Raw genomic sequence first — 24,904 nt, forward strand, 5'->3', positions numbered from 1 at the left:
GGCCGGGGCGGCGGGCGCAGAGGCCGACGGGGCGGCCGAGGGTGCAGCGATGGTGGTCGCGGGCGCGGTCGACGGCCCCGGCTTGAGCTTGATCAGCGGCGCCGGGTTGTCCGACTCCTCCTTGCCCTCCTCCTGGACCTCGATCCAGCGGGACACCTCACCGTCGGCGTACGTCTCCAGGGTCTTGAACGACAGCCGGGTCTCGCCGTCGGGCAGCTTGGCCACCTTGACCTTCCACTCGGCGTCCTTGCCCGACGCCAGCGCCTTGCCACCCACCGTGAAGCCGTCCGCGGTCGCCTGGAACGTCCAGCCCGCCGGGGCCTTGACCAGGGTCACGTCGGCCGGGGCGATGCCCTCGGGCAGCACCACGCGTTCGCTCTTGATGCCGGACGGGTTCTCGGCCTCGCCGTGGAAGGTCAGGGTCACGTCCGTGGCCCCGGCCCGGTTCTTGTCGGCGCTCACCTCGACGTGCGCCGCCGCCGGACCGGCCGCGGCCAGCACCCCCAGCCCCGCCAGCACACCGATCGTCGTCATCCGGAACCTGTTACGCACGCCGAGAACCACCTTCGCGGGAGAGAGACGAACCGGTTCCGTAGTCGCTCGCCGCCGCCGGAAAGTTCCAGCGATCTTCGCCTCAGCCGACGCGCTGGGGTTCCCGGTCGGCGGTGTGGTCCTCGTGGGCGCCCGCACGACGGGCGGCGACCACGTCGGCCAGAGCCGCGACCAGCGCCACCAGCACCAGGCCGATGGTCACCAGCAGGGCCGTGCGCAGCGCCGACGACCAGTCGTTGTCCGTCGACGCCAGGCGGTTGAAGAAGACCGCCCCGACCACGGCGATACCCACCGCCGTACCGATGCGCTGGCCGGTCTGCAGGACCGCGCCCGCGCTGCCCGCCCGCTCGACCGGCACCTCGGCCAGCGTCAGCGTCTGGTTCGGGCTGATCACCAGGCCGCTGCCCAGGCCCGCCACCAGCAGCGGCAGCGCCGCGGCCCAGCCGCCGTTCGTGCCCGGGACCAGGTCCAGGGCCAGGACCGTACCGGCCAGACCGGTCGCGACCAGGGCCAGGCCCACGGCCACCAGGGGCCGGCCGTAGCGGTTGACGATCCGGCCCCCGAGCGCGGCCGCACCCGCCGAGCCCAGCGCGAACGGCGTGATCGCCACCCCGGCCAGCAGCGCGCTGTAGCGCAGGCCGTTCTGCAGGTAGAGCGTGTAGATGAAGAACAGTGTGGTGAAGCCCGCGAAGTAGAGCAGGCCGATCAGCGCGCCCAGGCCGTACGAGCGGACCTTGAAGAGGTTCAGCTCGATCAGCGGGGTCTCGCGGCGGGCGTACCGGCGCTCCCAGGCCAGGAAACCGCCCAGCAGGGCCAGCCCGGCCACCAGCAGCAGCCACTTCGCCGGGCCCTGCCATTCGCGCTCCTCGACCAGGGGCAGCAGGACCAGCAGCACGGCCACGCCGAGCAGCACCACGCCGACCGGATCCAGGCTCTCGCGCTTGCGCTCGTCCTCGCGGCGGGCGGGGATCCACTTGTAGCTGAGCAGGATCGCCGCCGCCCCGATCGGCACGTTGATGAAGAAGATCCACCGCCAGCCCGCCTCGGCCCCGAAGACCTGGATGAGCAGGCCGCCGAGCAGCGGGCCGACCGCCGTGGAGATGCCGATGGTCGCGCCGAGCAGGCCGAACGGGCGGCCCCGCTCGGCCGGGCGGAACAGCTGCTGGATCAGGCCGGACACCTGCGGGTTGACCACGCCGGCGGCGGCGCCCTGGACCAGGCGGGCCACGATCAGCCAGAGCGCGCTGGTGGCCAGCCCGGCCGCGGCGCTGGCCAGCGTGAAGACGGCCAGGCCGGCGATGAACACGTTGCGGCGGCCGCGGGCGTCGCCGAAGCGGCCGGCGGGCACCAGCAGCAGCCCGAAGGTCAGGGCGTAGCCGGACAGCACCCACTGCAGACCGCCCGAGCTGAGGTCGAGGTCGGCCCGGATCGAGGGCAGCGCGACGTTCACGATGCTCACGTCGAGCAGGGTCATGAAGCCGGCGACCAGGGCGACGGACATCGCCTTCCAGCGGTGGGCATCCTGGGTACTCGTCACGGGCCGCTGATGCCCCGCGACTTCCCCGGCAAACGCGGTTGTGCTCAGGCGTACGGGACTGCCACGTCACACATCACGTCGTCCGGGGCGCCGTGGTCCAGGTCGGCCGGGTAGGCGTACACCTCGCGTGGGGGTGCTGTGACCAGCAGGCCACGCTCGCGCACCCAGCGGCGCGCGGCGTCGTAGACCGACATGATCAGCGGCGGTTCGAAGTGGCCGCGGATCACCGGGATGTACGCCTCCCGGTGCGCGGGCTCGTGGCGGGTCGCGGCCACCAGCGGGTCGACCGCGCCGGGCGCGACGGGCACGCACACCTCGACCGGGCCGTCGCTGTCCTCGCTGACCTCGTTGTGGAAGACCACGAAGCGGGGTCCGGCCGGGCCGCCGTGGCGCCCGGCGATGGCGGTGAGCCGGGCGGCGGCCTCGCGGATCCAGCTCAGCTCGCCCGAGGTGACGTAGCGCTGCTCGGTGAGCACGACCTGGGCGGGCACCTCGCGGGTGGCCACCGGCCAGTCGCCGGCCGGGGCCCCGGTCTCTCCGGCCAGGCTGCGCACCAGACGGTCGGCCAGGTCGCGCTGGGCCGCCAGCCGCCGTTCCACGTCCGTCCAGTAGCGAGCCAGCAGCTCCCCGGCCGACGCGCCGCCGGCCCCGAGGATCTCGGCGATCTGCGACAGCGGCATGTCCAGGCGGCGCAGCAGCACGATCAGCCGGGCCGCGTAGAGCTGGTGCTCGGCGTAGCGCCGGTAGCCGTTGCCGGGCTGCACCTCGGCGGGGCGTAACAGGCCGCTGCGGTCGTACAGGCGCAGGGCCTTGACCGACAGCCGGGACCGGCGGGCGAACTCGCCGGTCGTCAGCAGCCCGGACAGCTCCTCAGCCACGGGCGGTGATCGGGAAGGAGACGTCGAAGACCGGCTCCTGCGCCCCCGCGGCAGGGAAGTCGGTCCAGTACGTCTCCCGCGGCGCCGCGGCCACGACCAGGTCCTGCTCGCCGATCCACTTCTCGATGGCCTCGTACACGCCGCCGAGCGCGCCGGAGACGACCTGTTCCTTGGTGACCCGCACGTACGCCTCGCGGTGCGCGGGGATCGTGCGCGTTGCGGCGGCGGCGTCCGCGATCGGGGCGCAGACCTCGACCGGGGTCTCCCCCTCGTTCGGGTTGCCCTCGTAGATGACCACGAACACCGGGTCGTCGGTCACCGGGCGCTCGAGATAGCTCCACGTGCCCGCGGCGAGCACCCCGCCGGCCTCGGTGGCGGCCGCCGCGACCCGGGCCATCGCGCCGGGCAGCCAGGCCTCGAGGGCAGCCTGGTCGACGCTGCGCTGCTCGGTGACGACGTGCTGCTCGGGCACGTCACGGGTACGGATGTCCATCAGCTCTCTCCTCCACTCAGGGGCAGGCGTTCAGGGTGCCGCCTGCCCCTGGGGCGGGGTCAAGCGATCATCGGTACAGCCGCAGATCCGCGATGCTCCACCAGCTTCCGCTGCTCCCGGTCGACGTGACCCGCAGGTGCCGGGCCCGGGTCGGCCGGACGTCGACGTTGGTGAGCTGGCCGGTGCCCGTACCGCGGGCCAGGGTGTGCCAGTGGGTGCCGTCGGTACTGGCGGTGAGCTCCCAGCCGCGGGCGTAGTCGCCGGTGCTGGCGCCGCTGTCGACGGCCACCCGGCGGAACGTGCGCGTACGGCCGAGGTCGACCTGGAGGTACTGGCCCGGTTGCTGCGCGGCGCCGCTGGACCAGCGGGTGGAGCCGTCACCGTCGACCGCGGCCGCCGGGGTCTCCCCCGCCGGCGAGGCCGTCGCCGTGGCTCCGGTCAGCGGCACGAGGTCCAGCTCCGAGGTGAGACCGCGCGGCCAGGTGAAGGTGGCCAGGGCGCCGCCGGGCAGCGTGTACTCGAACGACCGGTTCTCGACGGCGACCGCGAACGTGCGCGGGTCGTCGTTCTCGTTGTGCACCACCAGCGCGGTGGAGCCGTCCGGGTTGCGGAACGCCACGTCCATGAGCTGGCCGTTCCAGCCGGTGGTGCCGAACGACGTGCTGGCGATGCGGACCGCGCCGGGGCGGACGAACTTGGCCAGGTGCCCGATGGTGAAGTACTCGGCGTCGCGGGTCACCGTGCCGTCGGCCTGCAGGGTGAGCAGCCCGGTGCAGGTGTCGCAGCCGCCCAGGTGCGGGCCGCCGGTGCTGTCCAGGGCGATGTTCCAGTTGACCACGGACTTCGCCCAGTTGCGGGTGGTGCCGATGGCCAGCGTGCGGGCGTGCCAGGTGAGCGTGCCGCGGAAGATCTGCTCCGGGGTGTCGGTGGGGCCGTGCGAGCCCGAGCACTCGGTGAACCAGATGCCCTTGTCCGGGTGCGCCTCGTGCAGGGCGGTCTGGGCGCTCGGATCCCCCGAATAGCAGTGGTACGCGGTCCCGGCGATCCACTTCGCGGCCGGGCTCTCCAGCAACCGGTACGGGTAGTCCGTCTCGGGGTCCTCACCGGCCGGGGTCGTGGCGACATCGCCGGGATGGGTGGTCCAGTTGTGGTCGTAACCAAGGATCTTCGTGCGGGGGCTGACCCGGCGCAGCAGCGGGCCGAGCGCCGAGATGACCGCGGCCTCCTGGGCCACCGGCACGGCCGCGCCCGGGTAGCCGCCGTCGTGCCGGTTCTGCGGCTCGTTCTGCACGGTGAGGTAGTCGATCGGCACCCCGGCCCGGGTGTACGCCTGCACGAAGGCGACCAGGTAGCGGGCGTACGCGTCGTAGATCCTCGGGTCGTCCTTGAGGTGGCCGCCGATCAGCGAGTCCGTGGTCTTCATCCACGCGGGCGGGCTCCACGGCGTACCCATGATCTTGAGGTCCGGGTTGAGCTGGCGGGCCCGGCGCAGCAGCGGCAGGATCTGCGCCCGGTCGTGGTCGATGCTGAAGTGCCGCAGGCCGAAGTCGGTCTGCCCGGCCGGCACGTCGTCGTAGCTGTAGTGCGCCGCCGCGGCGGTGAAGTCGGAGGAGCCGATCGGCTGGCGCAGGAAGCTGACGCCGATCCCGGTGCGCGGGTCGAACAGCGACCGCATCGCCTGCTCGCGCGCCGCCGGGTCCAGGCGGTGGAGCACGCTCGCGGCCGAGTCGGTCAGCGAGGCACCGAAGCCGTCCATGCTCTGGTAGCGGGTGCCCGGGTCGATCGTGATGGTGGTCTCGGGGCTGCCGCCGCGCCGGAACGCGACCGGGGCCCGCTCGTGCAGCTGCTCCGCCCGGTCGACCGTGGTGACCCACACCCGGGCCTCGGGCGCCCGGCCGCCGTGGGCCTGCGCGGGGGCCGTCGTCAATATCACCAGGGCAGCGGTGGCCGCCGCCCCGAACGCTCGCCGTCTCATGGCTTGCTCCCCAACCCTGTAACAAATGGAACAAGAGGTTCCGCCGCCATCGACAGGAAACAATCCAGAAACGCTCCTGTCAACCGAAGGGTGCCGCTGTTACGGTCCTTTTCGTGAAACAAGGCGATGTAACAAGGACGGGCCGGAGCACCGTCCGGGAAGTGGCCGCGGCGGCCGGTGCCTCTATCGCCACCGTGTCGCGTGTGCTCAACGGCCGCGGCAGTGTCACCGCCGAGACCCGCGAGCTGGTCGAGAGCACAGTCGCCCGGCTGGACCGGCCCGGGCCCCGGCCGCGGGGCCCGGGCCGGTCGATCCCCGGCGCGGTGCTGGTCCGCTGCCCGTACCGGCTGACCGACTACTTCGGCATCATCATGTCCTCGATCGCCGAGACGCTGCAGCTGCACGACCGTCCGCTGCTGCTCAGCGCCGGCGAGGCCGCCCAGAACGTCGCCGTGCTGCCGGGCCTGCCCGGACGGGCGGGCATCGCCGGCGCCGTGCTGATCCTGCCGCCCGAACCGGCCGCCGACCTGGAGACGCTGCGCAGCCGACGGTTTCCGTTCGTCGTGGTCGACCCGCGGCTGCCTCCGCCCCGCGACGTCGCCGCCGTCTCGGCCGCGCACGCCGCCGGCGCCCGCAGCCTGACCGCCCACCTGACCGGCCTCGGCCACCGGCGCATCGGGGTGGTGGCCGGTCCCCGCGAGTGGCTGGCCAGCGACGCCCGGCTCGCCGGACACGCGGCCGCGCTGGCCGACGCCGGGGTGATCGGCGCACCGGAGCTGATCCGGCACGTCGAGCCGACCGTGGCGTGGGGCCGCCGGGCCGCCGGCGAACTGCTCGACCTGCGCGACCGGCCCACCGCGCTGGTCGGCTTCAACGACAAGGCCGCCGTCGGCGCGCTGCAGGCCGCCGCCGGGCGCGGACTGCGGGTGCCGCAGGACCTGTCCGTCGCCGGGTTCGACGACATCGACCTCAGCCGGGCCACCAGCCCGATGCTGACCACGGTGCGTCAGCCCCTGGCCGAGCTGGGCCGGATGGCCGTCACGCTGCTGGCCCGGCTGCTGGACCGGCACGCCGTGGACGCCCTGCACGTCGAGCTGGCCACGGAACTGGTCGTCCGGGACTCCACCGGCACGGCCCCGGGCCGCTAAAGTGCGCCGGTGACCTCCTTCGCAGTGGTGGGCGCCGGCTGGCGCGCCGAGATGTTCTGGCGGCTCGCGGCCGGCCTCGAGGATGTGCGGTGCGCCGGCGCCGTGGTGCGGTCGCCGCGGGAGCTGCCCGTGCCGACGTACGCGTCGCTGGCCGAGTGCGTGGCCGAGGCCGCGCCGGACTTCGTGGTGACCGCGACGCCCTGGCCGGTCACCCCCGGCGTGGTCGTCGAGGCCGTCGAGCGCGGCCTGCCGGTGCTGGCCGAGACGCCGCCGGCGCCCGACGCCGCGGGCCTGCGGGAGCTGTGGGCGGCCGTCGGCGACTCGGGCCTGGTGCAGGTCGCCGAGCAGTATCTGCTGATGCCGTCGCACGCGGCCCGGGCGGCGGCCGTCCGGGCCGGGCTGATCGGCACCCCGACGCAGGTGCAGGTCTCCTCGACCCACCAGTACCACGCGGTCTCGCTGATGCGGGGGCTGCTGGGCGTCGGCCGAGGGCCGGTCACCGTACGGGCCAGCCGCAGCACCGCCCCGCTGGTCGACCCGCTGACCCGCGACGGCTGGACCGACGACCCGGACCCCCGGCCGGCCACCACGACCATCGCCACGCTCGACTTCGGCGACGGCCGCTCGGGACTCTACGACTTCACCGACAACCAGTGGCACAACCAGTTGCGCTTCCGGCGGCTGCTGGTGCGCGGCAGCCACGGGGAGCTGCGCGACGACGAGGTGATCCGGCTCAGCGAGCCGCGCACGCTGGTCCGGTCCCCCCTGGTCCGCCGGCAGACCGGTTACGACCTGGACCTGGACGGCTTCGACACGGACACGATCACGCTGGGCGGCGAGGTGCTGTACCGCAACCCGTACCCGGGCCGGCGCTGGAGCGACGAGGAGATCGCCATCGCCACGCTGCTGGACGCCACCGCCGCATGGGTGCGCGGCACCGCCCCCGCGCCCTACCCTTTGGCTGACGGGGCACAGGACCACCTGATCGCGCTGGCCGTCGAGGAAGCGGCCGACACCGACCGGACCGTCACCACCGTTACGGAGATCTGGGCGTAAACCATCTCAACCCGGCCCGATCACCGCCGATGGGAGAGGTGACCTGCCCGCAGTCCGCCGAACGGAGGCCGGATGACGACGCGAATCGTTCGCGCCTGCTTCGCCGTCTGGCTCGCCGTGCTGACCGCGGTCTACTACCTCTGGCCCGGCCTGCACGTCTTCACGTGGGGACTGATCGGGCTGTCCGGCGCGGCCGCGATCGTGCTCGGCGTGCGGGCGCACCGGCCCTCGCGGTCCCTGCCCTGGTATCTGCTCGCCACCGCCCTGGTCTTCTTCGTCGGCGGCGACATCATCTACTACGCCCAGGTGGCGCTGGAGCTGGAAGCGCCGTTCCCGGGCCCCTCGGACGTGCTGTACCTGCTGGTCTACCCGCTGCTCGCGGCCGCGCTGACGCTGTTCATCCGGGCCCGCTCCGGCGAGGGCAACCGGGCGGCGCTGCTCGACGCGCTGGTGCCCACGGTCAGCCTGGGCCTGCTGTCCTGGGTCTACATGATCGCCCCGTACACCCGGGCCACCGAGCTGACGCTGGTCGAGAAGGCCGTCTCGGTCGCGTACCCGCTGGGTGACGTGCTGGCGCTGGCGATGATGATCCGCCTGCTGACCGCGGCCGGGCGCAAGCCGCCCGCGGTGAGCTGGCTGGCCGCCTCGATCGTCGGCGTGCTGGTCTCCGACGTCGTCTACGGCCTGGGCCGGCTGGACAGCGACTGGATCGTCGGCGGCCCGATCGACCTGGGCTGGATCGTCTTCTACGCCGGCGCCGGCTACGCCGCGCTGCACCCGTCGATGATCTGGCTCACCGACGACCGGGCGCCGGCCTGCACCCGGGTCGAGACCGGCGGACGCCGCCTGCTGCTGCTCTCGATCGCCACCCTGATCGCGCCCGCCGTCCTGCTCGCCCAGTACCTCAACGGCGGCGTGGTCGACGCGCCGGTCATCGCGGCCGGTTCGGCGCTGATGTTCCTGCTGGTCATGGGCCGGGTCCGGGATCTGCTGGCCGAGCAGCGCCGGGCCAACCTGCGGGAGACCGCGCTGCGCCGCGCCAACGCCGACCTGGCCGCCGCGACCACCGAGGATGACATCATGGCGGCGGTACGGGCCGCCGTCGCCATGCTGATGCCCGCCGATCGCCGCTACGAGCTGATCGTGGGTGAGAAGGCGCCGCTGACCGACGGCGGCACCGTCGAGTTCGGCGTCAGCCTGGTGCCGGCGCCCGAGTACGGCTTCGGGTCCGCCCTGCACGCCGTCATGATCCTGCCCGGCAACCCGCCCCGGCGCGGCTCGATCCACCTGGCCGCCCCGACGCCCACGCTGCGCTCGCTGCAGCCGGCCGTACAGGCACTGTTCGACCAGGTCACCATGGTCGTCGAGCGGATCGGCCTGGCCGGCGAGATCAGCCGCCGCGACGGCGAGGCCTACTTCCGGACCCTGATCCAGAGCGCGTCGGACGTCATCCTGATCATCGGCGACGACGACCGGATCCGGTACGCGAGCCCGTCCGCCGCCACCGTCTTCGGCTGGAGCGAGCTCACCGGCACCCCGCTGGCCATGCTCATCGCCGACACCCACCACGACGCGCTGACCGACGCCCTGGTGCGGATCCGCACCGAGCGCGGGCACGCCGACGGCATCGACCTCACCGCCGTCTGCGCGGACCGGCGCCTGCTGCAGGTCGAGTGCGGCGGTCGCGACCTGCGCGCCGACCCGACCGTCGCGGGCGTGGTGCTGACCGTCCGTGACGTCACCGAGCGCCGCCGGCTGGAGAACGACCTGGCCCACCAGGCGTTCCACGACGGCCTGACCGGGCTGGCCAACCGGGTGCTGTTCCGCGACCGGCTCGACCACGCGTTCGTGCTGGCCGAGAGCGGCGCCGGCGAGCTCGGTGTGCTCTTCGTCGACCTGGACGACTTCAAGGAGGTCAACGACACCCTCGGGCACGCCGTCGGCGACCAGCTGCTGGTCGCGGTCGGCCAGCGCATCGCGCAGGCCATCGGGCCGGGCAACACGGCCGCCCGGATGGGCGGCGACGAGTTCGCCATCCTGGTCGCGCACGCCGCCGACGCCAGCGCCGCCGAGGAGGTGGCGGCCCGCATCATCAGCGTGCTGTCCACGCCGGTCGAGGTGAGCGACGGTCTCGGCGGTACGCACATCGTCAACGGCGCGGCCAGCGTCGGCGTGGCGACCAACCACGACGCCACCAGCCCGACCGAGCTGCTGCGCCATGCCGACCTGGCGCTGTATCTGGCCAAGGGGGCCGGCAAGGGCACCTGGCAGCGCTACCAGAGCGACCTGCACACCGCCATGGTGGAACGGCTCGAGCTGCGCACCTCGCTGCTGGAGGCGATCGACGCGCGGCAGTTCGTGCTGCAGTACCAGCCGATCGTGGACGTCACCACCCAGGCCGTCGTCGGGGTCGAGTCGCTGGTGCGCTGGCAGCACCCGGAGCGGGGGCTGCTGGGGCCGTACCACTTCATCGACCTGGCCGAGGAGAGCGGCGCGATCGTCGGCATCGGCGCGTGGGTGCTGGGCGAGTCGCTGCGCCAGTTCGCGGCCTGGCACGCGGCCGACCCGCAGCTCGCGCTGGGCTACGTGAGCGTCAACGTCTCGGCCCGGCAGTTCCGCACCCCCGGCTTCGTCGACCAGGTCCGCCAGGCCCTCGCCGACGCCGGCGCGCAGCCCGGGTGGCTGCTCCTGGAGATCACCGAGAGCCTGGTGCTGCGCGACGCCGAGCAGGTCTGGGCCGACCTGCGGGTGCTCCGCGAGCTCGGCGTGCGGATCGCCATCGACGACTTCGGCACCGGCTACTCCTCGCTGAGCTACCTGCGGCAGATGCCGGTCGACGTACTCAAGATCGACAAGTCGTTCATCGACGACATCATCGCCAGCCCGCAGCAGCGCGCGCTGGTCAACGCGATCGTCACGCTGGCCCGCAACCTGGACCTGACCGTGGTCGCCGAGGGCATCGAGGACGGCGCCCAGCGCGAGCTGCTGGAGCGGATGGGCTGCCCGTACGGCCAGGGCTACCTGTTCGCCCGTCCGCTGTGGCCGGCCGAGATCCCGCCGCTGCTGGGTGTGGTGGGCGTCGCGGCCTGAGGTGGCCGGGCGCTGAGGAAGCGCCGGTACTCGTCGTAGTCGAGCGGGTTGCCGTCCGAGCGCGGCCGGCTCGGTGCGGGCCCGCGCAACGGCCGGTCCGGTCCCGGCCGGCTCCACAGGGCACCCTCGCCGTGGGTGAGCCCGGGCAGGGCGTTGGTGAGCTCGTGCATCAGCCGGGCCGGTAGCAGTCCGGTGACCAGCCATGACTCCGCCCGCTCGGCCGAGCCGGTGACATCGGCGCCGAGGACCGCCAGCCGGCCCAGCACCGCGTTCAGCGCCACGGCGGGCACCTCCAGCTCGAAGGACTGGCACGGCTCGCACACCCGGGTGCCGGCCGCGCGCAGGGCCCGCAACAGCACGACCGGCGTCAGCCCGCGGAAGTCAGCGGCCGTCGAGATCGGCGACTTGTAGCCGGTACGGATGACCGTGACAGTGCAGTCGATCACCTCCCAGCCGCGCAGCCCCTGCTCCAGCGTGCGGCGTACGGCCTCCTCGGTCGCCCGGTGGAAGGCCTTCGGCACAGCGCCCGGCTGCACGTCACGGCGGTAGCGCAACCCGGAACCCGGCGGTCCCGGCTCGACCCGCAGCCCGACCGTGGCCCAGTAATCGTTGGGCTGCCGCGGGTCGAACGCGACCACGCACTCACCGGTGCCGGCCACCCGCTCGAAGTAGACCGGCCGGATCCCACCGAACTCCGCGGCCAGCCCGAAGTCGCGGGCCAGACGGTCGGCCAGCACCTCGCGCTGGACCGCGCCGTACAGCAGCACGGAGGTGCCGCCGCCGGGCACCGCACGGACACCGATCAGCGGGTCCTCGTCCGCCAGGGCGGTCAGGGCGGCGTGCAGCCGCAGCTGCTGGGCCGGGTCGCGGGGCCGGACCAGGGACTCCAGGCTCGGCGGGGAGAACTGCGGCGCCGGACCGTGCTCGCCCGGGGGTCCGAGCCGGTCGCCGACCCGGACGCCGCCGAGGCCGTGGACGCGGGCGATGGCACCGGCGGTGAGCTCGGTCTCCGCGCCGCCGACGACCTGCAGGGTGCTGATCCGGCCGCGGATCTCGCCGCTCGTGCCGTCCGGGCGGGGCCGGTGCAGCACGACCCGCTGCCGTGGGCGCACCGCACCGGCGAAGAGCCGCAGATAGGCCACCTTCTCGCCGCCGGGACCGCGCTCGACGGCGAACACCACGCCGCGGGTGCCGGTCGCCGTCACCGGGCGGGGCCGCAGCAGCGTGGCGATGCCGGTGGCCAGCCGGTCGGTGCCGGCACCGGTGGTCGCCGAGCCGAAGAACACCGGATGGACCCGACCGGCGGCCGTCTGCGCCGCCAGCGCTGCCCGGACCCGGGCCGGATCCGGTACGCGGCCGTCGACCAGCTGGGTCAGCAGATCGTCGTCGTGGTCGGCCAGAGTTTCCGCGGCGTCGCTTTCCCACTCCCGGGCCACGATGTGCGCCGTGGGGCTGCCAGCGTCCCGGACGGCATCGAGGGCCACCACGGCGACGCCCAGCCTCGTCCGGATCTCGGCGAGCAGAGTGTCGCCGCGGGCGCCCGCCCGGTCGACCTTGTTGACGAAGATCAGCGTGGGGACGCCCAGCCGGCGCAGCGAGCGCATCAGCACCCGGGTCTGCGCCTGCACCCCCTCGACGGCGGAGAGCACCAGGACCGCACCGTCGAGGACGGCCAGGGCACGTTCCACCTCGGCGATGAAGTCGGGGTGGCCAGGGGTGTCGATGAGGTTCACGCGCAGGTCGCCGAGCGGGAACGACGCCACCGCGGAACGGATGGTGATGCCGCGTTCGCGTTCGAGCGCGCCGCTGTCGGTGGTGGTGCTGCCGGCGTCGACGCTGCCGAGCGCCGCCACGGCGCCGTGGGCGAAGAGCAGGCGCTCGGTGAGGCTGGTCTTACCGGCGTCGACGTGCGCCAGGATGCCGAGATTGAGCGTGGGCAAGGAGATCCTCGGAGGTCAGGGAACGGATGGACGGCCTGAACACACCGGTTCCTCGCATGTCCGTCCCTTTCCCTGGGCTCCGCTGGTCCCCGCCACACTAGGGCGGGCGCGCGGCGGACGCTAGCGCTTTTGCAACTCGCTCACCGAGGTGGCCGGTCGGCCCGTCAGGTGCGGCACCGCGTCGCTGACCGCGGCCAGGTCACCGGCGGCGATGGCTGTGTAGGTCGAGACCCACGCGTCGACCAGCCAGCCGGGTGCGCCCGACGCGCTCCGCGACCGGTACGCCTCCGGCACGGTCTCGGGCTGGTAGGTGACCGACAGCAGGGCCGCGATCTCGTGCAGGGTCAGCGCTTCCGGGCCGGTCAGGTCGTACGTGTGCCCGGCGTGGGCCGGGGCATCGGTGAGCACCGCGGTCGCGGCGTCGGCGATGTCGTCCTGGGCGACGGCGGCGACCCGGCCGTCGCCGGCCGGTCCCCGGATGACCCCGTCGGTTCCGGCCAGGTACGGCAGGAAGTCGGCGTAGAGGTTGTCGCGCAGGAAGGTGAACGGCAGCCCGGTGGCCCGGATGTGCTGCTCGGTGTGCCAGTGGTCGCGGGCATGGGTGAACGTCGAATCGGGGGCGGCACCGACGAACGAGACGTACACGAGATGGCCCACCCCGGCGGCGGCCGCGGCGTCGACGAAGGCCCGGTGCTGCTCGACGCGGTCCTCGCTCTCCGACGCCGACACCATGAGCACGACCGGTACCCCGGCGAGGGCCTCCCGGACGGCGTCGCGGTCGGTGAAGCCCGCCCGGGTGACGGTGGCTCCGGGCAACTGGGGCGCGCGGGCGGGGTCGCGGACCAGCAGCTGCTGCGCGATGCCCCGGGCGGCGAGACGGCGGGCGACCCGGCCGCCGAGCTGACCGGTCGCGCCGGTGACGGCGATTGCACGCATGACCATGACGTTACGGGCAGGGCCGGTCGACCGGGGCCTTACGCTCGCGCAGCAGCCGGGTCTCCTCGGCCGTGTAGGGCCGGGCGGCCAGCTCGCACAGACTGCGGTACCAGAGCTGCGGGTCCACGCGTAGCTGTCGCGTGAAGCCGTCGGAGACCACCCGCAGGTCGTCGCCCTGCAGCCGGAGCCGGCTGCCGGACGGGGTGGTCAGCACCGCCACCCGTTTCGCGCTGCGGACCGCCCAGAAGCTCAGCTCGGTGGCCGCCAGCGACTCGACGGTGACCAGGTGGCTGTCCGGGCCCGGGGTGAAACCCAGGACCGTGGAGCTCACGCCGACGGGGATGGTCCACGGCGTCCGTTGCGGGTCGCTCACCGGCCAGATCGCCACGAGCCCTTTCTCCAGACTCACTGCCAGCCGTGAGCCGTCCGGGTTGAAGATGACGGAGTTGGCGTCCTCGGTCGGGTCCACCCGGAAGGTGGCCAGAGCCCGGCGGCGGTCGAGGCTCCAGATCTGCACCGTGGCGCCGGGCATCACCACCGCGATCTGGTCCGGGAAGCCCGGCCGGCGGCCCGAGGCGAAGGCCAGCTGCGCCGCCCGGCTGCGGGCGCCCTGCGCCTGGCCCGCGCGCAGCTCCAGCGGTTCGCCGATGGGCGTGCCGGTGACCACGTTCCAGCGGGTCAGCACGCCGGCGTACAGGACGATGGCCTCGGCGTCGCTGATCGGCACGACCGAGCCGGCCCAGTCGTCGGCGGTGTTGTCGGTGATCGGCAGTGCGCCCAGGCCGGGCGGGACCGGCAGCCGGACGCGATGCTCGACCGTCAACGCCGGCAGGGCGTAGACGATCAGCTGTCCGTGGTGGGCGGTGAGCAGGCGCCTGCTGTCGCCGGTGATCGCGTGCGGCAAGCCGTGGAAGAAGCCGATGTTCGGGAGCCGCTCGGCAGGGATGGCCCCGACCTGCTGCTGCGTCCGCGCCCGCACGACCGTGATGCGCCCGCTGCGGTTGTCGAACCGCACGCGATGGGCGCCGTCGGGCGTCACCAGCGTGCGCCCGCTCAGGTCCAGGGTGTCTCCGTTCGTCGCCTCCAGGGTGACCGGCGGGCCCAGCGGCAGCCGGTAGAGCTGGACCCCGTCCGCGATCAGCGCACCGGGCGGACCGCCGGGGCCCCGGCGGACGGCCAGCCGCCCGATCGGCGTGAACCCGGTGATGAAGTTGGCCGGCGGCGCCGGTGCCCGGTGCACCTCCCCGGTACGGGGATCCAGTACCACCAGCGTCGCGCTGGTCCCCTGGTCCCCGCCCTCGACCTTGGCCACCGTGGCGAACTCGCTCGCGGCGTCCATCTCCAGACCGGAACAACCCGGAAGCCCGATCGTCCGCACCACCTTGCCGGTGCCGATGTCGCGGACCGTGACCCGGCCCTCGGCACAGGACAGGACCACAGCACCCCCGGCCGCCACCCACAGGCGGTCGTCGCCGCCCCGGAAGACCCGCGGCTCGCGCCGGCCGCCCAGGTCGTACGCGGCGACGAAATCGAAGGAGCTGAACACCACAGTGCCGGGTTCCGGACCGAAGAAGGCCCCCGACGGCACCAGCTCCCCGTCGGTCGGCGGCAGATCCGGCACCACTGCGCGGGTACGCAGGTCCCACATCCGCAGTTCGGCGCTGGTCTCCCCGAAGTCCGTCCGCAGCACCAGCAGGCGGCTGTCGTCGGGCGCGAACCGCAGCGACTTCACCACCGTCTGGCCGTGCGCGCCGTCCGGCCCGGACGGCGCCAGGTCGACCGGCGGCAGGTCGGGCCGGGTGATGTCGCGCACGTAGACCCCGCCCAGGGCGTTGGCGTAGCCGAGGTAGCGGCCGGACGGGCTGACCTGGAAACTGCCGCCGACGTACTGGGCCGGGCCGGGCGCGAGCCTGACCCGTTGCGGCTCCCCGGTGGCCAGGCCGCGCCAGAGCGTGCCGCCGCCGAACTCGTCGACCACCACGGCCACGGATCCGTCCCGGCTGGTGGAGATCGAGGAGATCGGCGCGTCCGGAGTGGCGGTGAGGCCGGTGAACAGGCGCTCCACCGGTTCGTAGGTCGCGTACTGGGTGAACAGGGCGCCGTACGCCTCCGGGGTCTGCTGGGTGTGCCAGGCGGCCAGGGCGAGCTGCAGGGAGGTGGCCGGATCGCTGCGCCGGAACCGCTCGGCGTCGTCGGCGAGCTGCCAGGAGACCGCCGTGCGCAGCTGGTCGCGAACCACTCCGGTCTGCTGCTGGGCGCCCAGCGCGAACGCGCCGGCGAGCAGGGTCAGCACCACCAGCGCCGCCGTCACACTGCGCCGGCGGCGGGCCCGGCGGTGGTCCTGGGCCACGCTCGCGTGGACGAACTGCGCCTCGTCCGCGCCCAGGTCGGGGCCTCTGTCCTGGACCCAGCGGGCTGCCGTGGTCAGCGCGGCCCCGCGCAGCAGGGCATCCGGCTCCCGCTGGGTCTCCGTCCAGCCCCGGGCGGTCCGCCGGATCTCCGTGAGCCAGGTCAGGAAGGCGCGGTCCTGCTCCAGCCATTCGCCCAGCCGGGGCCAGGCCCGGATCAGCGCCTCGTGGGCCAGCTCGACCACGGGCTCCCCCGCCGCGCCCGGCCCGACGACGACCAGCCGCGCCGCCACCAGCCGGTCCAGGGTCGGCCGCAACCCGGACGGCAGGTCGGCCAGGCGCAGCGGGCGGCGGCGGAACAGCCCGTCGTCGTCCGGACCGGCCAGCAGCACCAGCAGCCGGCGCGACCTGACCGGGTCCCGCTCGTACGTGCGGTCGGCGTAGCGGGCCACCGCACCCTCGACCCCGCCCAGCTCGTCGTAGCCGGCGTGGGTGAGCAGACCGTGCTCGCGGCGCTGCCAGAGCCGGTCCAGGGTGAACTCCAGCAGCGGCAGGGTGCCGGGCTCCGTACCGGCGTCGGTGACGATCCGCTCCACCAGGCCCGGCTCGAACGCAGCCCCGGGCGCGGTCACCGCCGCGCGCAGCTGCCCGGCGGTCATCGGCGCGACCAGCACCAGGCCGGCCTGCATGGCCTCGGCGGTCTCCCCGGTGGCGACCGCGTCGAGCTGACCGCCGCGCAGAGTCAGCACGATCAGCAGCCGGGGTGAGCCGTCGGGCAGCGTCCCGGCCGCCTCCGCCAGGTGGTGGAGATATCCGGTGACCGTCCGGGCGGTGTCCGGGCCGGCCTCCTCGAGCTGGTCCACCAGCAGGACCAGAGCCGGCCCGTCGTGCAGCTGCTCCGCGACGCGGCCGGCCGGGGGCTCGGGCCCGTCGGCGGGTGAGCCGGTCAGCTCGCCGCGGATCCGGGCCAGCAGCACGGCGGCCGGCTCGTCCGGCAGCACGCGGGCCGTGACGACCGTCCGGCCCCGCGCCCGCAGCCGGGGCAGCAGGCCGGCGCGGGCCAGCGAGGACTTGCCGCTGCCGGAGGGCCCGATCAGCACGAGCAGCGGATGCGTGGCGGCCTTGCCGAGGGCGTCCTCGATCAGCTCGTCGCGGCCCCGGAAGTACTCGGCGTCGCGCTCGGCGAACGCGGCCAGCCCCCGGTACGGCGAGGCCTGCGCGTGCTGCAGCTCCGGGTGCTCGGCCAGCAGCGTCCGGACCGGGTGCAGGAACGCCGTGGTGTGCCGGGCGTCGCCGACCACCGCGACGACCATGCCGACGACCGCGCCCGAATCGGCCCCGAACACCGGGGTGCCGCTGAAGCCGGGGCTGATCGCCCGGGCGTCGGAGACGGCGTCGACCTGGAGCCAGCCGGTGGCCTGCTCGTCGCGGAGCCGGCCGTACGCCCAGATACCCTGCTCGGACAGGTCGTCCGGGAAGCCGAGGGCCTTGATCCCGGCCCCGGACGGGACCGGTCCGGGGCTCAGCGGAAGCGGGCGCACCCCCTCGGGCAGGTCGTCGTCGAGGCGCAGCACGGCGATGTCCCCGCGATCGTCCGGGCGGGTCGGGGTCCAGCCGATCACCTCGGCGGTGCGCCGGGCGGGGCCGAGCGGGCCGCGTACCGGGAACTCCAGGGCGACCGGACCGCCGGGCCGCTGCTGCTCGTCGCGGCCGAGCGCGGCGGCGACGACGTGCGCGCACGTGACGACCAGGCCGTCGCCGACGAGGAACCCGGCGCCGACGACCGTGCCGTCGCCGTCGCGGAACCGCACCACCGCGGACCCCGGCCGGCCCAGCTCCGCCACGCGTGCTCCGATCCCCCTCGGCAACGACACCCGACTATATCCGGACGGTCCACTGTGGCAGGCGGCACAAATGCCTGCGCCCGGCGGCCCGGCACCGGGCAGAATCGGCGGCGTGCACGTACTGGACAATCCCGCCTGGGCCGCCCTCACGGGCCCGCACGCCGGCCTCGCCGAGCGGCACGGCCGCAGCGCCCGCTACCTGAGCGACGTCAGCCCGTTCGCGGCCGTCGACGATCCCGCCGACCCGGCCGCCTGGCGTGACCTGGCCGCGCTGGCCGGGCCCGGCCATCAGCCGCTGCTGGCCGCGCCGGGACTGGCCGGGCAGCCCGGCTGGACGCACGTCGGCGGGATACCGGGAGTGCAGCTGATCGGGCCCGGCGTGCGAGGCGCGGCGGACCCCGAGGCGCTGGTGCTGACCGCCGACGACGTACCGGAGATGCTGGACCTGGTGCAGCGGACCCGGCCCGGACCGTTCGGCAAGCGCACCCCCGAGCTGGGCACCTACCTGGGCATCCGGCGCGACGGGGTGCTCGCGGCGATGGCCGGCGAACGGATGCGGCTGGACGGCTGGACCGAGGTCAGCGCGGTGTGCACCGACCCGGCGTACCGCGGGGCCGGGCTGGCGACGCGGCTGATCGGGGCGGTGGTGGCCGGCATCCGGTCGCGCGGTGAGGTGCCGTTCCTGCACGCGGCGGGCACCAACACCGGCGCCATCCGGCTCTACGAGCAGCTCGGCTTCACCGTCCGGTCGCCGATCGTGTTCGCGGCGTACCGGCTGGAGCCGGCCGGGTAGTCACAGCTGCCCGTGGTTCGGCGGTTGCACGCCGGCCAGCTCCCAGGCCGCCAGGTGGTGGTACTTCCAGTCCAGCGGGTCGTGCACGCTGTGCGTCCGCGCGTTGCGCCAGTGCCGGTCGAGGTCGTACTTGGCCGCCGTCGAGCTGGTGCCGCACATCGTGAACAGCTCGGAGGCTGTCTCGACCGCCACCTCACTGGCGAACGCCTTGGCGGTGGCCACGGCCAGGGAACCGCGGGCGGCGGCCTCGGCGTCGGCCGGGACGAGCCCGATCTCCTCGAGGACGGCCGCCGCCTCGCGCAGCAGGGCTGCCGCCGCTCGGACGCGGGTCGCCGTGCGGCCGTACCGGTGCAGCACGTGCGGATCGCCCGCCGCCGTGGCGGCACCGGCCCGCACCGCCTCGGTGGACGGCCGGGCCTTCTCCCGCAGGTACGCGGTGGCGTCGCGCAGCGCGCCCTCGGCGATGCCGACCTCGATCGCCGCGTGCACCAGCTGGGCCCGCGCGCCCAGCTGCTGCGGCACCTCGAAGGCGCCGGCGTAGTCCAGGACCAGCTCGACCGGCACGTCCTCGAACGTCGTGGTGCCGCTGATCGTGGCCCGCTGCCCCATCACGTCCCAGTCGGTGTCGACGGTCACGCCGTCCGCGTCGCGCGGCACGAAGGCCAGGACCAGGCGGCCGTCGCCGTCGAGCGCGCTGACCGCGATCCAGGCCGCCGTCAGCGCACCGGTGCAGTAGTACTTACGGCCGCTGAGCAGGCCGTCCTTCAGCCGGGTGGACAGGTCCTGGGCGTGCTTGCCGCCGCGCTCGGCCAGCGCGTTGCCGATCCGGCGGCCGGCGAGCACGTCGCCGAACAGGCGGGCCCGCAACGCCGCGTCACCGTGCGCGGCGAGCACGTCGACCAGCAGGTAGTGAGCCTGCGGAACCTGGGCGATCGCCGGGTCGACCGCGGCGATGACCCGGGTGACCTCGGCCAGCGTGACCGGGCCGAGCGCCGGGCCGCCGTCGGCGGCCGGCACGGTGATCGCGAGCAGCCCCGAGCGGTCCAGGGCCGCCAGAGCTTCCACCGGTACGGCGGCAGCCCCGTCCCGGTCGCGCTGGATCACCCCCGGGGCGAGCGCCGCGGCGACGTCAGCGGCGGCGGTGAGGGCGGCGTCATGCGAATCAATCGTCGGCACCGCCCGATCGTAGGTGCAACCGCCCGGCACCGGGACCGCTCCCGGGTCGGCACCGCAGCCGGGTTCTCCTGAACAGATGACGAGTGGCCGCACCTGGAAGCTCTACGCCGCCGCGATGGCCCTCGCCATCGCCGGTTACCAACTGATCCCGGAGAACGGCTGGTGGCAGAGCATCTGGCAAGTCGTCATCGGGTACGCGGGCACCGCCGCCATCCTCGTCGGGGTGCGCCGGCTGCCGTTGACCGACCGGCTGCCCTGGTGGTGCTTCGCCGCCGGGGTCTTCAGCAACGCCACCGGCATCGGCGTCGCCGTCTACAGCGAACAGGTGCTGGGCTGGGTCGACCTGCCCACCCCGTCCGACCCGTTCTTCCTGGTCCTCTATCCGGCCTGCGCGCTCGGGATGGCCCTGCTGATCCGGCGCCGCGACCGGCGGCGCAACTGGACGGCGATGGTCGACGCCACCACCATCACCACCGGTCTCGCCCTGCTCGCCTGGGTGTACGTGATCCACCCGGCCGCCCAGGACTCGGACATGTCGATGCTCGGGCGCACCGTGCAGGTCGCGTACCCGGTCGGTGACCTGCTGCTGCTGGCGATGATGACCCGGCTGCTGCGCAGCGGCGGCAGCCGCGGCGCGCCGTTCTGGTGGATCACCGCTTCGCTGGGCGCGTTCCTGGTCGGCGACACGGCCTGGGTGGTGCTGGGCAACCTCGGGGACGTCGGCTGGCACCTGGAGGAGGTGCTGTGGTTCCGCCGCGGTCTGGACGAGGTGTTCCTGGTCGCGTTCACTCTGTTCGGCATCGCGGCGCTCCACTCCGGCGCTCGGGAGGTGGGCGTCACCGCGGCGCCGCAGCCGCCGCGGCTGGGCAAGCTCCAGCTGGTCCTGCTGACCACCGCGTCGCTGATCGCCCCGGCGCTGCTGGCCATCCAGCTCTACCACGGCGCGATCACCGACGGCGTGGCCATCGTGATCGGCTGCACGGCCCTGTTCCTGCTGGTCGTCACCCGGATGGCCCAGCTGGTCCGGCAGGTGGAGCTGCAGACCCGGCAGGTCCGGGAGCTGTCGCGCACCGACGAGCTGACCGGGCTGCCGAACCGCCGCGCCTGGAACGACGAGCTGCCCCGGGCCCTGGAGCACGCACGCCGCGACGGTGCCCCGCTGGCGGTCGCGCTGCTGGACCTCGACCACTTCAAGAAGTTCAACGACAGCTACGGCCACCCCGCCGGCGACCGGCTGCTCAAGGAGGCCAGCGCGGCCTGGCACGGCGCGCTGCGCCAGGGCGACACGGTGGCGCGCTGGGGCGGCGAGGAGTTCGTCGTGCTGCTGCCCGGCGCCGACGTCGAGGTGGCCCGCGAGGTGCTCGGCCGGGCCCTGGAGCGCACGCCGCTGGGTCAGACCTTCTCGGCCGGGGTCGCGCAGTGGAACGGCGCCGAGACCTCGGAGGATCTCCTCCAGCGGGCCGACGCCGGCCTGTACGAGGCCAAGGCAGCCGGCCGCAACCAGATCGCCGCCGCCTCGTCACGTGAACATATGCGCAGCTCAGCATAGGGTGACTCCCGCCGTTGCGGGATGCCCGGACGCCGGGGCGGGTCGGTATGGTGGGCGGCGGCCGACCGACCCACCCGCCATCCGGAGTGACCACTGTGACCGCACCCGAGGACGTCACCGACCGGCGCGACGCCGCGCCCGGTGACGACACCGGCCGGACCCCGGCCCCGCCCGCACCCCCGGACGGCCCGGCGCCCGGCCGCCGGATCGGCTCGGTCGAGATCCTGGCCGGGCTGCTGGTGCTGCTCGTGGTCTTCCGCAATCCGCTGGCCGCTCTGGTCTCCGCGCCCCGGCTGCAGACCTGGACCACCGTCTTCGTCTCGGTGCTGGTGCAGGCCGTGCCGTTCCTGGTGTTCGGCGTGGTGCTGTCCGCGGTCATCGCCGTGTTCGTGCCGCGCTCGTTCTGGGCCCGGGCGCTGCCGCGGCATCCCGCCCTGGCCGTGCCCGCCGCCGGCCTGGCCGGGGTGATCCTGCCCGGCTGCGAGTGCGGCAGCGTGCCGATCGCCGGGTCGCTGATCCGCCGCGGCGTCACCCCGGCGGCCGCGCTGGCGTTCCTGCTCGCGGCCCCGGCGATCAACCCGATCGTGCTGACCGCGACCGCGGTCGCCTTCCCCGGCCGACCCGAGATGGTCGTCGCGCGGGGCGTGGCCAGCCTGATCGTCGCTGTCGCGATGGGCTGGCTCTGGCTGCGGCTGGGCAAGGCGGAATGGATCAAGCTGCCGGCCCGCCCGCACGAGGACGGTTCCCGCCTCAAGGCCTTCGTCGCCGCCTGCCGGCACGACGTCATGCACGCCGGCGGATTCCTGGTGCTCGGCGCCGCGGCCGCGGCCACCATCAACGTGGTCGTGCCCGAGAGCTGGCTGCAGACGCTGGCCGGCCAGGAAGTGCTGTCGATCATCGCGCTGGCGGTGCTGGCCGTCCTGCTGTCCATCTGCAGCGAGGCGGACGCCTTCGTGGCCGCGTCGTTGTCCCAGTTCTCGCTGACCTCCCGGCTGGTGTTCCTGGTCGTCGGCCCGATGGTCGACCTCAAGCTGATCGCCATGCAGACGGGGGTCTTCGGCCGGCGCTTCTCCGTGCGCTTCGCCCCGGCCACGTTCGCCGCGGCGATCCTGGTCGGCACCGGCATCGGGGCGGTGCTGCTGTGAACAAGCAGGCCCAGGCCGTGATCATGCTGCTGTTCGGCGGTGCGATCCTCAAGGCGAGCCTCTCCGACCTGTACCTGCGCTACGTCAAGGAGGGCCTGCGGCCCTTCCTGATCGGCGCGGGCCTGCTGCTGGTCGCGGCGGCCGTGCTGACCCTCTGGTACGACCTGCGCGGCAAGGCCCAGGCGCACGGTGAGCACCACCACGAGCCGAAGGTCGGGTGGCTGCTGCTGCTCCCCGTCCTGGGGTTGCTGCTGGTGGCCCCGCCCGCGCTCGGCTCGGACGCGGCCGGGCAGGCCGGCACGGTGCTGACCGCCCCCGGCACGGACTCGGACTATCCGGCGCTGCCGGCGGGCGACCCCGTCGATCTCGGGCTGCTGGACTACGCCTCCCGGGCGGTCTTCGACGACGGCCGCAGCCTCACCGGGCGCAACCTGCGACTGACCGGCTTCGTCACGCCCGGCCGCGACGGCGAACCGATGCTGGCCCGGATGGTGATGTCGTGCTGCGCCGCCGACGGCCGGCCGATCAAGGTGGCGCTCAGCGGTGAGGTGCCCGCGGCCGTACCGGCGGACACCTGGATCCAGGTGGTCGGCACGTGGACCGACAAGACCGAGCAGGACCCGGTCAACGACGCCAAGGTGCCGTACCTGCAGGTCGCGTCCTGGCAGGAGATCGCCGTACCGAAGCAGCAGTACGAGTGACCCCGCTCCGCGCCCTGGCCGCGCTCGCCGTGGCCCTCGCCGCGGGCGCTGCCCTGCTCGTGTTCGCCCCGGACAAGCCGGACCCCACCCCCGCCGCCCGGGTGGGGTTGGCCGCCGCCTGGCCCCGGGCCCAGCGCGCCGATCTGCCCGGCAACCTGCGCGACGGGCCGATCTACCACCCGGGCCTGTTCCTGGACGCCCGCACCAGCGTCGGCACCGCGCCCAGCCCCGACGGCACCGCCGAGCGGCTGCTCGTGCGCAACGCCGACGAAACCGTCCGGGAGCTGCGCCGCCGTCCGCTGTCGGGCAACCCCGAGTTCGGTGCCTTCACCGTCAACGGCGACGACCTGGTGTGGACGGAGTCCGCCGACGGCACTCCGCTGGAGATCTGGACCGCGAAAGTCGGTGGGCCGGCCCGGCGCCTCTCCACCGACACCGGCAACGCGGTCTTCTTCGGCTCCCAGTGGGACCTGGTGCTGGCCGACGGCCGGGTGCACTGGGCCGCCGCTGCCCCGGAGGGCGAGCAGATGACCGAGATCCGCTCGGTCCCCCTGACCGGCGGCACGGTCGCCGTCCGCGAGGAGCCGGGCACCTGGGCACTGACCACCTGGCCCTGGCTGACCAACGGCGGCGGCGACCAGTCCGGCACGACGGTCCTGCGCAACCTGGCGGCCAACAAGGACACCCCGGTCCGCACGACCGGCCCGGAGCTGATCACCTGCTCCGCGGCGTGGTGCCGGGTCCTGGTGATGAACGGCGACGGCCTGGCCCGCATCGACCTCATGCACCCGGACGGCTCGGCCCGCCGGCGCGTGGCGGGCAGCGCGGCCGGGGCGGCGGTCCCGGATGTGGCGGCGCTGGACCGCTTCGAGCTGCTGTCGGAGACCGGCCCGGACTCGGACCTGACCGGTACGGCCGGCCTGCTGATCTACGACCTGAAGACGGACCGCACGGTGGACATCAGCGCGGCGGTCGACGGCGTCTTCAGCCGCAACGGCGTGGTCTGGTGGGCCACCGGCGACCAGGACAACCTGATCTGGCACACCCTGGACCTGCGCACCGTGTAGCCGAAGCGGCCATAGCCGATCATCAGTGCGCGACGGCTGTCCGGCCGCCCGGAATGCCGCAATGATTCATGGCTGCGGGATCCCCGCGGTGCGCGGCTGCTTCGTGAGCGAACCACCGGGCGTTCGCGACCAAGGCGGGTCGCCCCGCCAGGGCATTCAGGCCACCACCAGGGCTTACACAAGATTGCGGCGGATCGGCCCGGTGCAGGTCCTGGTGGCCACCGTGGTCAGCATCGCCGTTCTGGCGATCCAGGGGGTATGGCTGGCGTCGTCGTACGTCGTCGTCAACGGCGTCGCGTCGTTCGTGCTCAACCGGCCGGTGCACGACGGTCCGCACTGGGGTGAGTTCATCGCCTCGCTGCGCTGGGACGTGGTCTCCATCGCGTACGTCGTGCTGGCCGGACTGGCCCTGGTCATCCAGTACCGTCGCGGGGGCTCGGCCGACGACGGCAACCCGGCCCGCACCCTGATCATGATGCCGTTGACGGTCATCGGTGGCTTCGCCGCACTGCTCAGCGGGAGGACGCGGGAGATGATGAAGCGGGCCTGGCAGAAGCCTCCGGAGGAGCCGGACGTGTCTCCCGTCCGTCTCGGCTGGGACCGGGACGGCCGGCAGCCGGATCGGTGGGAGCAGGACCGCTCCCGGCGCCGGGGTGGCGCCGGGAGCTGACAGCCG

At 73.9% G+C, this 24,904-nt stretch carries 18 protein-coding genes; 9 read left to right on the top strand and 9 right to left on the bottom strand.

Annotation, left to right across the window (positions count from 1 at the left end; all coding sequences use genetic code 11):
- From ACWEOZ_RS40605 to ACWEOZ_RS40625, 5 genes are all read right to left on the bottom strand, one after another.
- On the bottom strand, positions 1-552 hold a 552-nt coding region (locus tag ACWEOZ_RS40605; protein ID WP_451916005.1), incomplete at its 3' end, for a DUF1775 domain-containing protein.
- Between the two features lie 82 nt (positions 553-634).
- Positions 635-2,053, bottom strand: coding sequence for an MFS transporter (locus tag ACWEOZ_RS40610; RefSeq protein ID WP_451916030.1), 1,419 nt, complete (start codon positions 2,051-2,053; stop codon positions 635-637).
- A gap of 80 nt (positions 2,054-2,133) precedes the next feature.
- Positions 2,134-2,967, bottom strand: coding sequence for a MerR family transcriptional regulator (locus ACWEOZ_RS40615; protein WP_451916006.1), 834 nt, complete (start codon positions 2,965-2,967; stop codon positions 2,134-2,136).
- Positions 2,960-3,460 carry a hypothetical protein gene (locus ACWEOZ_RS40620; RefSeq protein ID WP_451916007.1) on the bottom strand — a complete coding sequence of 167 codons (501 nt, stop codon included), beginning with the start codon at positions 3,458-3,460 and terminating at the stop codon, positions 2,960-2,962. Before ACWEOZ_RS40620 ends, ACWEOZ_RS40615 begins: the two co-directional genes overlap by 8 nt.
- A 67-nt stretch (positions 3,461-3,527) precedes the next feature.
- Entirely contained in the window at positions 3,528-5,435 is a 1,908-nt protein-coding gene (locus ACWEOZ_RS40625; RefSeq protein WP_451916008.1) for a discoidin domain-containing protein, read from the bottom strand.
- 161 nt (positions 5,436-5,596) lie between these two features.
- On the opposite strand from ACWEOZ_RS40625, the gene ACWEOZ_RS40630 reads away from it, so the two are divergent.
- The 3 genes from ACWEOZ_RS40630 to ACWEOZ_RS40640 all read left to right on the top strand — a co-directional run bounded on the left by ACWEOZ_RS40630 (position 5,597) and on the right by ACWEOZ_RS40640 (position 10,729).
- Entirely contained in the window at positions 5,597-6,583 is a 987-nt protein-coding gene (locus ACWEOZ_RS40630) for a LacI family DNA-binding transcriptional regulator (protein WP_451916009.1), read from the top strand.
- A gap of 9 nt (positions 6,584-6,592) precedes the next feature.
- On the top strand, positions 6,593-7,639 hold the full coding sequence (locus tag ACWEOZ_RS40635; RefSeq protein WP_451916010.1) for a Gfo/Idh/MocA family protein: 1,047 nt from the start codon (positions 6,593-6,595) through the stop codon (positions 7,637-7,639).
- A gap of 72 nt (positions 7,640-7,711) precedes the next feature.
- Positions 7,712-10,729 carry a putative bifunctional diguanylate cyclase/phosphodiesterase gene (locus ACWEOZ_RS40640; protein WP_451916011.1) on the top strand — a complete coding sequence of 1,006 codons (3,018 nt, stop codon included), beginning with the start codon at positions 7,712-7,714 and terminating at the stop codon, positions 10,727-10,729.
- Here ACWEOZ_RS40640 and ACWEOZ_RS40645 read toward each other — a convergent pair.
- The 3 genes from ACWEOZ_RS40645 to ACWEOZ_RS40655 all read right to left on the bottom strand — a co-directional run bounded on the left by ACWEOZ_RS40645 (position 10,657) and on the right by ACWEOZ_RS40655 (position 17,797).
- Positions 10,657-12,669: a GTP-binding protein gene (locus ACWEOZ_RS40645; protein WP_451916012.1), complete on the bottom strand. Its 2,013-nt coding sequence runs from the start codon at positions 12,667-12,669 to the stop codon at positions 10,657-10,659. The two genes, ACWEOZ_RS40640 and ACWEOZ_RS40645, sit on opposite strands and share 73 nt — an antisense overlap.
- Before the next feature lie 120 nt (positions 12,670-12,789).
- Complete coding sequence (locus ACWEOZ_RS40650; RefSeq protein ID WP_451916013.1) at positions 12,790-13,605, bottom strand: SDR family oxidoreductase; 816 nt, start codon at positions 13,603-13,605, stop codon at positions 12,790-12,792.
- A 10-nt stretch (positions 13,606-13,615) separates the two neighbouring features.
- Positions 13,616-17,797: an nSTAND1 domain-containing NTPase gene (locus tag ACWEOZ_RS40655; protein WP_451916014.1), complete on the bottom strand. Its 4,182-nt coding sequence runs from the start codon at positions 17,795-17,797 to the stop codon at positions 13,616-13,618.
- Positions 17,798-17,909: 112 nt separating this feature from the next.
- Between ACWEOZ_RS40655 and ACWEOZ_RS40660 the strand changes: the two genes are divergently transcribed.
- A complete protein-coding gene (locus tag ACWEOZ_RS40660; protein WP_451916015.1) occupies positions 17,910-18,590 on the top strand; it encodes a GNAT family N-acetyltransferase in 681 nt (226 codons plus the stop codon).
- On the opposite strand, the gene ACWEOZ_RS40665 is transcribed toward ACWEOZ_RS40660, so the two are convergent.
- Positions 18,591-19,766 carry an acyl-CoA dehydrogenase family protein gene (locus tag ACWEOZ_RS40665; RefSeq protein WP_451916016.1) on the bottom strand — a complete coding sequence of 392 codons (1,176 nt, stop codon included), beginning with the start codon at positions 19,764-19,766 and terminating at the stop codon, positions 18,591-18,593.
- Between the two features lie 76 nt (positions 19,767-19,842).
- Between ACWEOZ_RS40665 and ACWEOZ_RS40670 the strand changes: the two genes are divergently transcribed.
- The 5 genes from ACWEOZ_RS40670 to ACWEOZ_RS40690 all read left to right on the top strand — a co-directional run bounded on the left by ACWEOZ_RS40670 (position 19,843) and on the right by ACWEOZ_RS40690 (position 24,898).
- Positions 19,843-21,315 carry a GGDEF domain-containing protein gene (locus tag ACWEOZ_RS40670; RefSeq protein ID WP_451916017.1) on the top strand — a complete coding sequence of 491 codons (1,473 nt, stop codon included), beginning with the start codon at positions 19,843-19,845 and terminating at the stop codon, positions 21,313-21,315.
- Between the two features lie 95 nt (positions 21,316-21,410).
- A complete protein-coding gene (locus tag ACWEOZ_RS40675; RefSeq protein ID WP_451916018.1) occupies positions 21,411-22,460 on the top strand; it encodes a permease in 1,050 nt (349 codons plus the stop codon).
- Positions 22,457-23,161: a TIGR03943 family putative permease subunit gene (locus ACWEOZ_RS40680; RefSeq protein WP_451916019.1), complete on the top strand. Its 705-nt coding sequence runs from the start codon at positions 22,457-22,459 to the stop codon at positions 23,159-23,161. Before ACWEOZ_RS40675 ends, ACWEOZ_RS40680 begins: the two co-directional genes overlap by 4 nt.
- Positions 23,158-24,228 (top strand): hypothetical protein, encoded by a 1,071-nt coding sequence (locus ACWEOZ_RS40685; protein WP_451916020.1) that lies wholly within the window; start codon positions 23,158-23,160, stop codon positions 24,226-24,228. Before ACWEOZ_RS40680 ends, ACWEOZ_RS40685 begins: the two co-directional genes overlap by 4 nt.
- Positions 24,229-24,430: 202 nt before the next feature.
- Entirely contained in the window at positions 24,431-24,898 is a 468-nt protein-coding gene (locus ACWEOZ_RS40690) for a hypothetical protein (protein ID WP_451916021.1), read from the top strand.
- The last annotated feature ends 6 nt before the right edge of the window (positions 24,899-24,904 follow it).

It is taken from the genome of Actinoplanes sp. NPDC004185, from assembly GCF_053603475.1.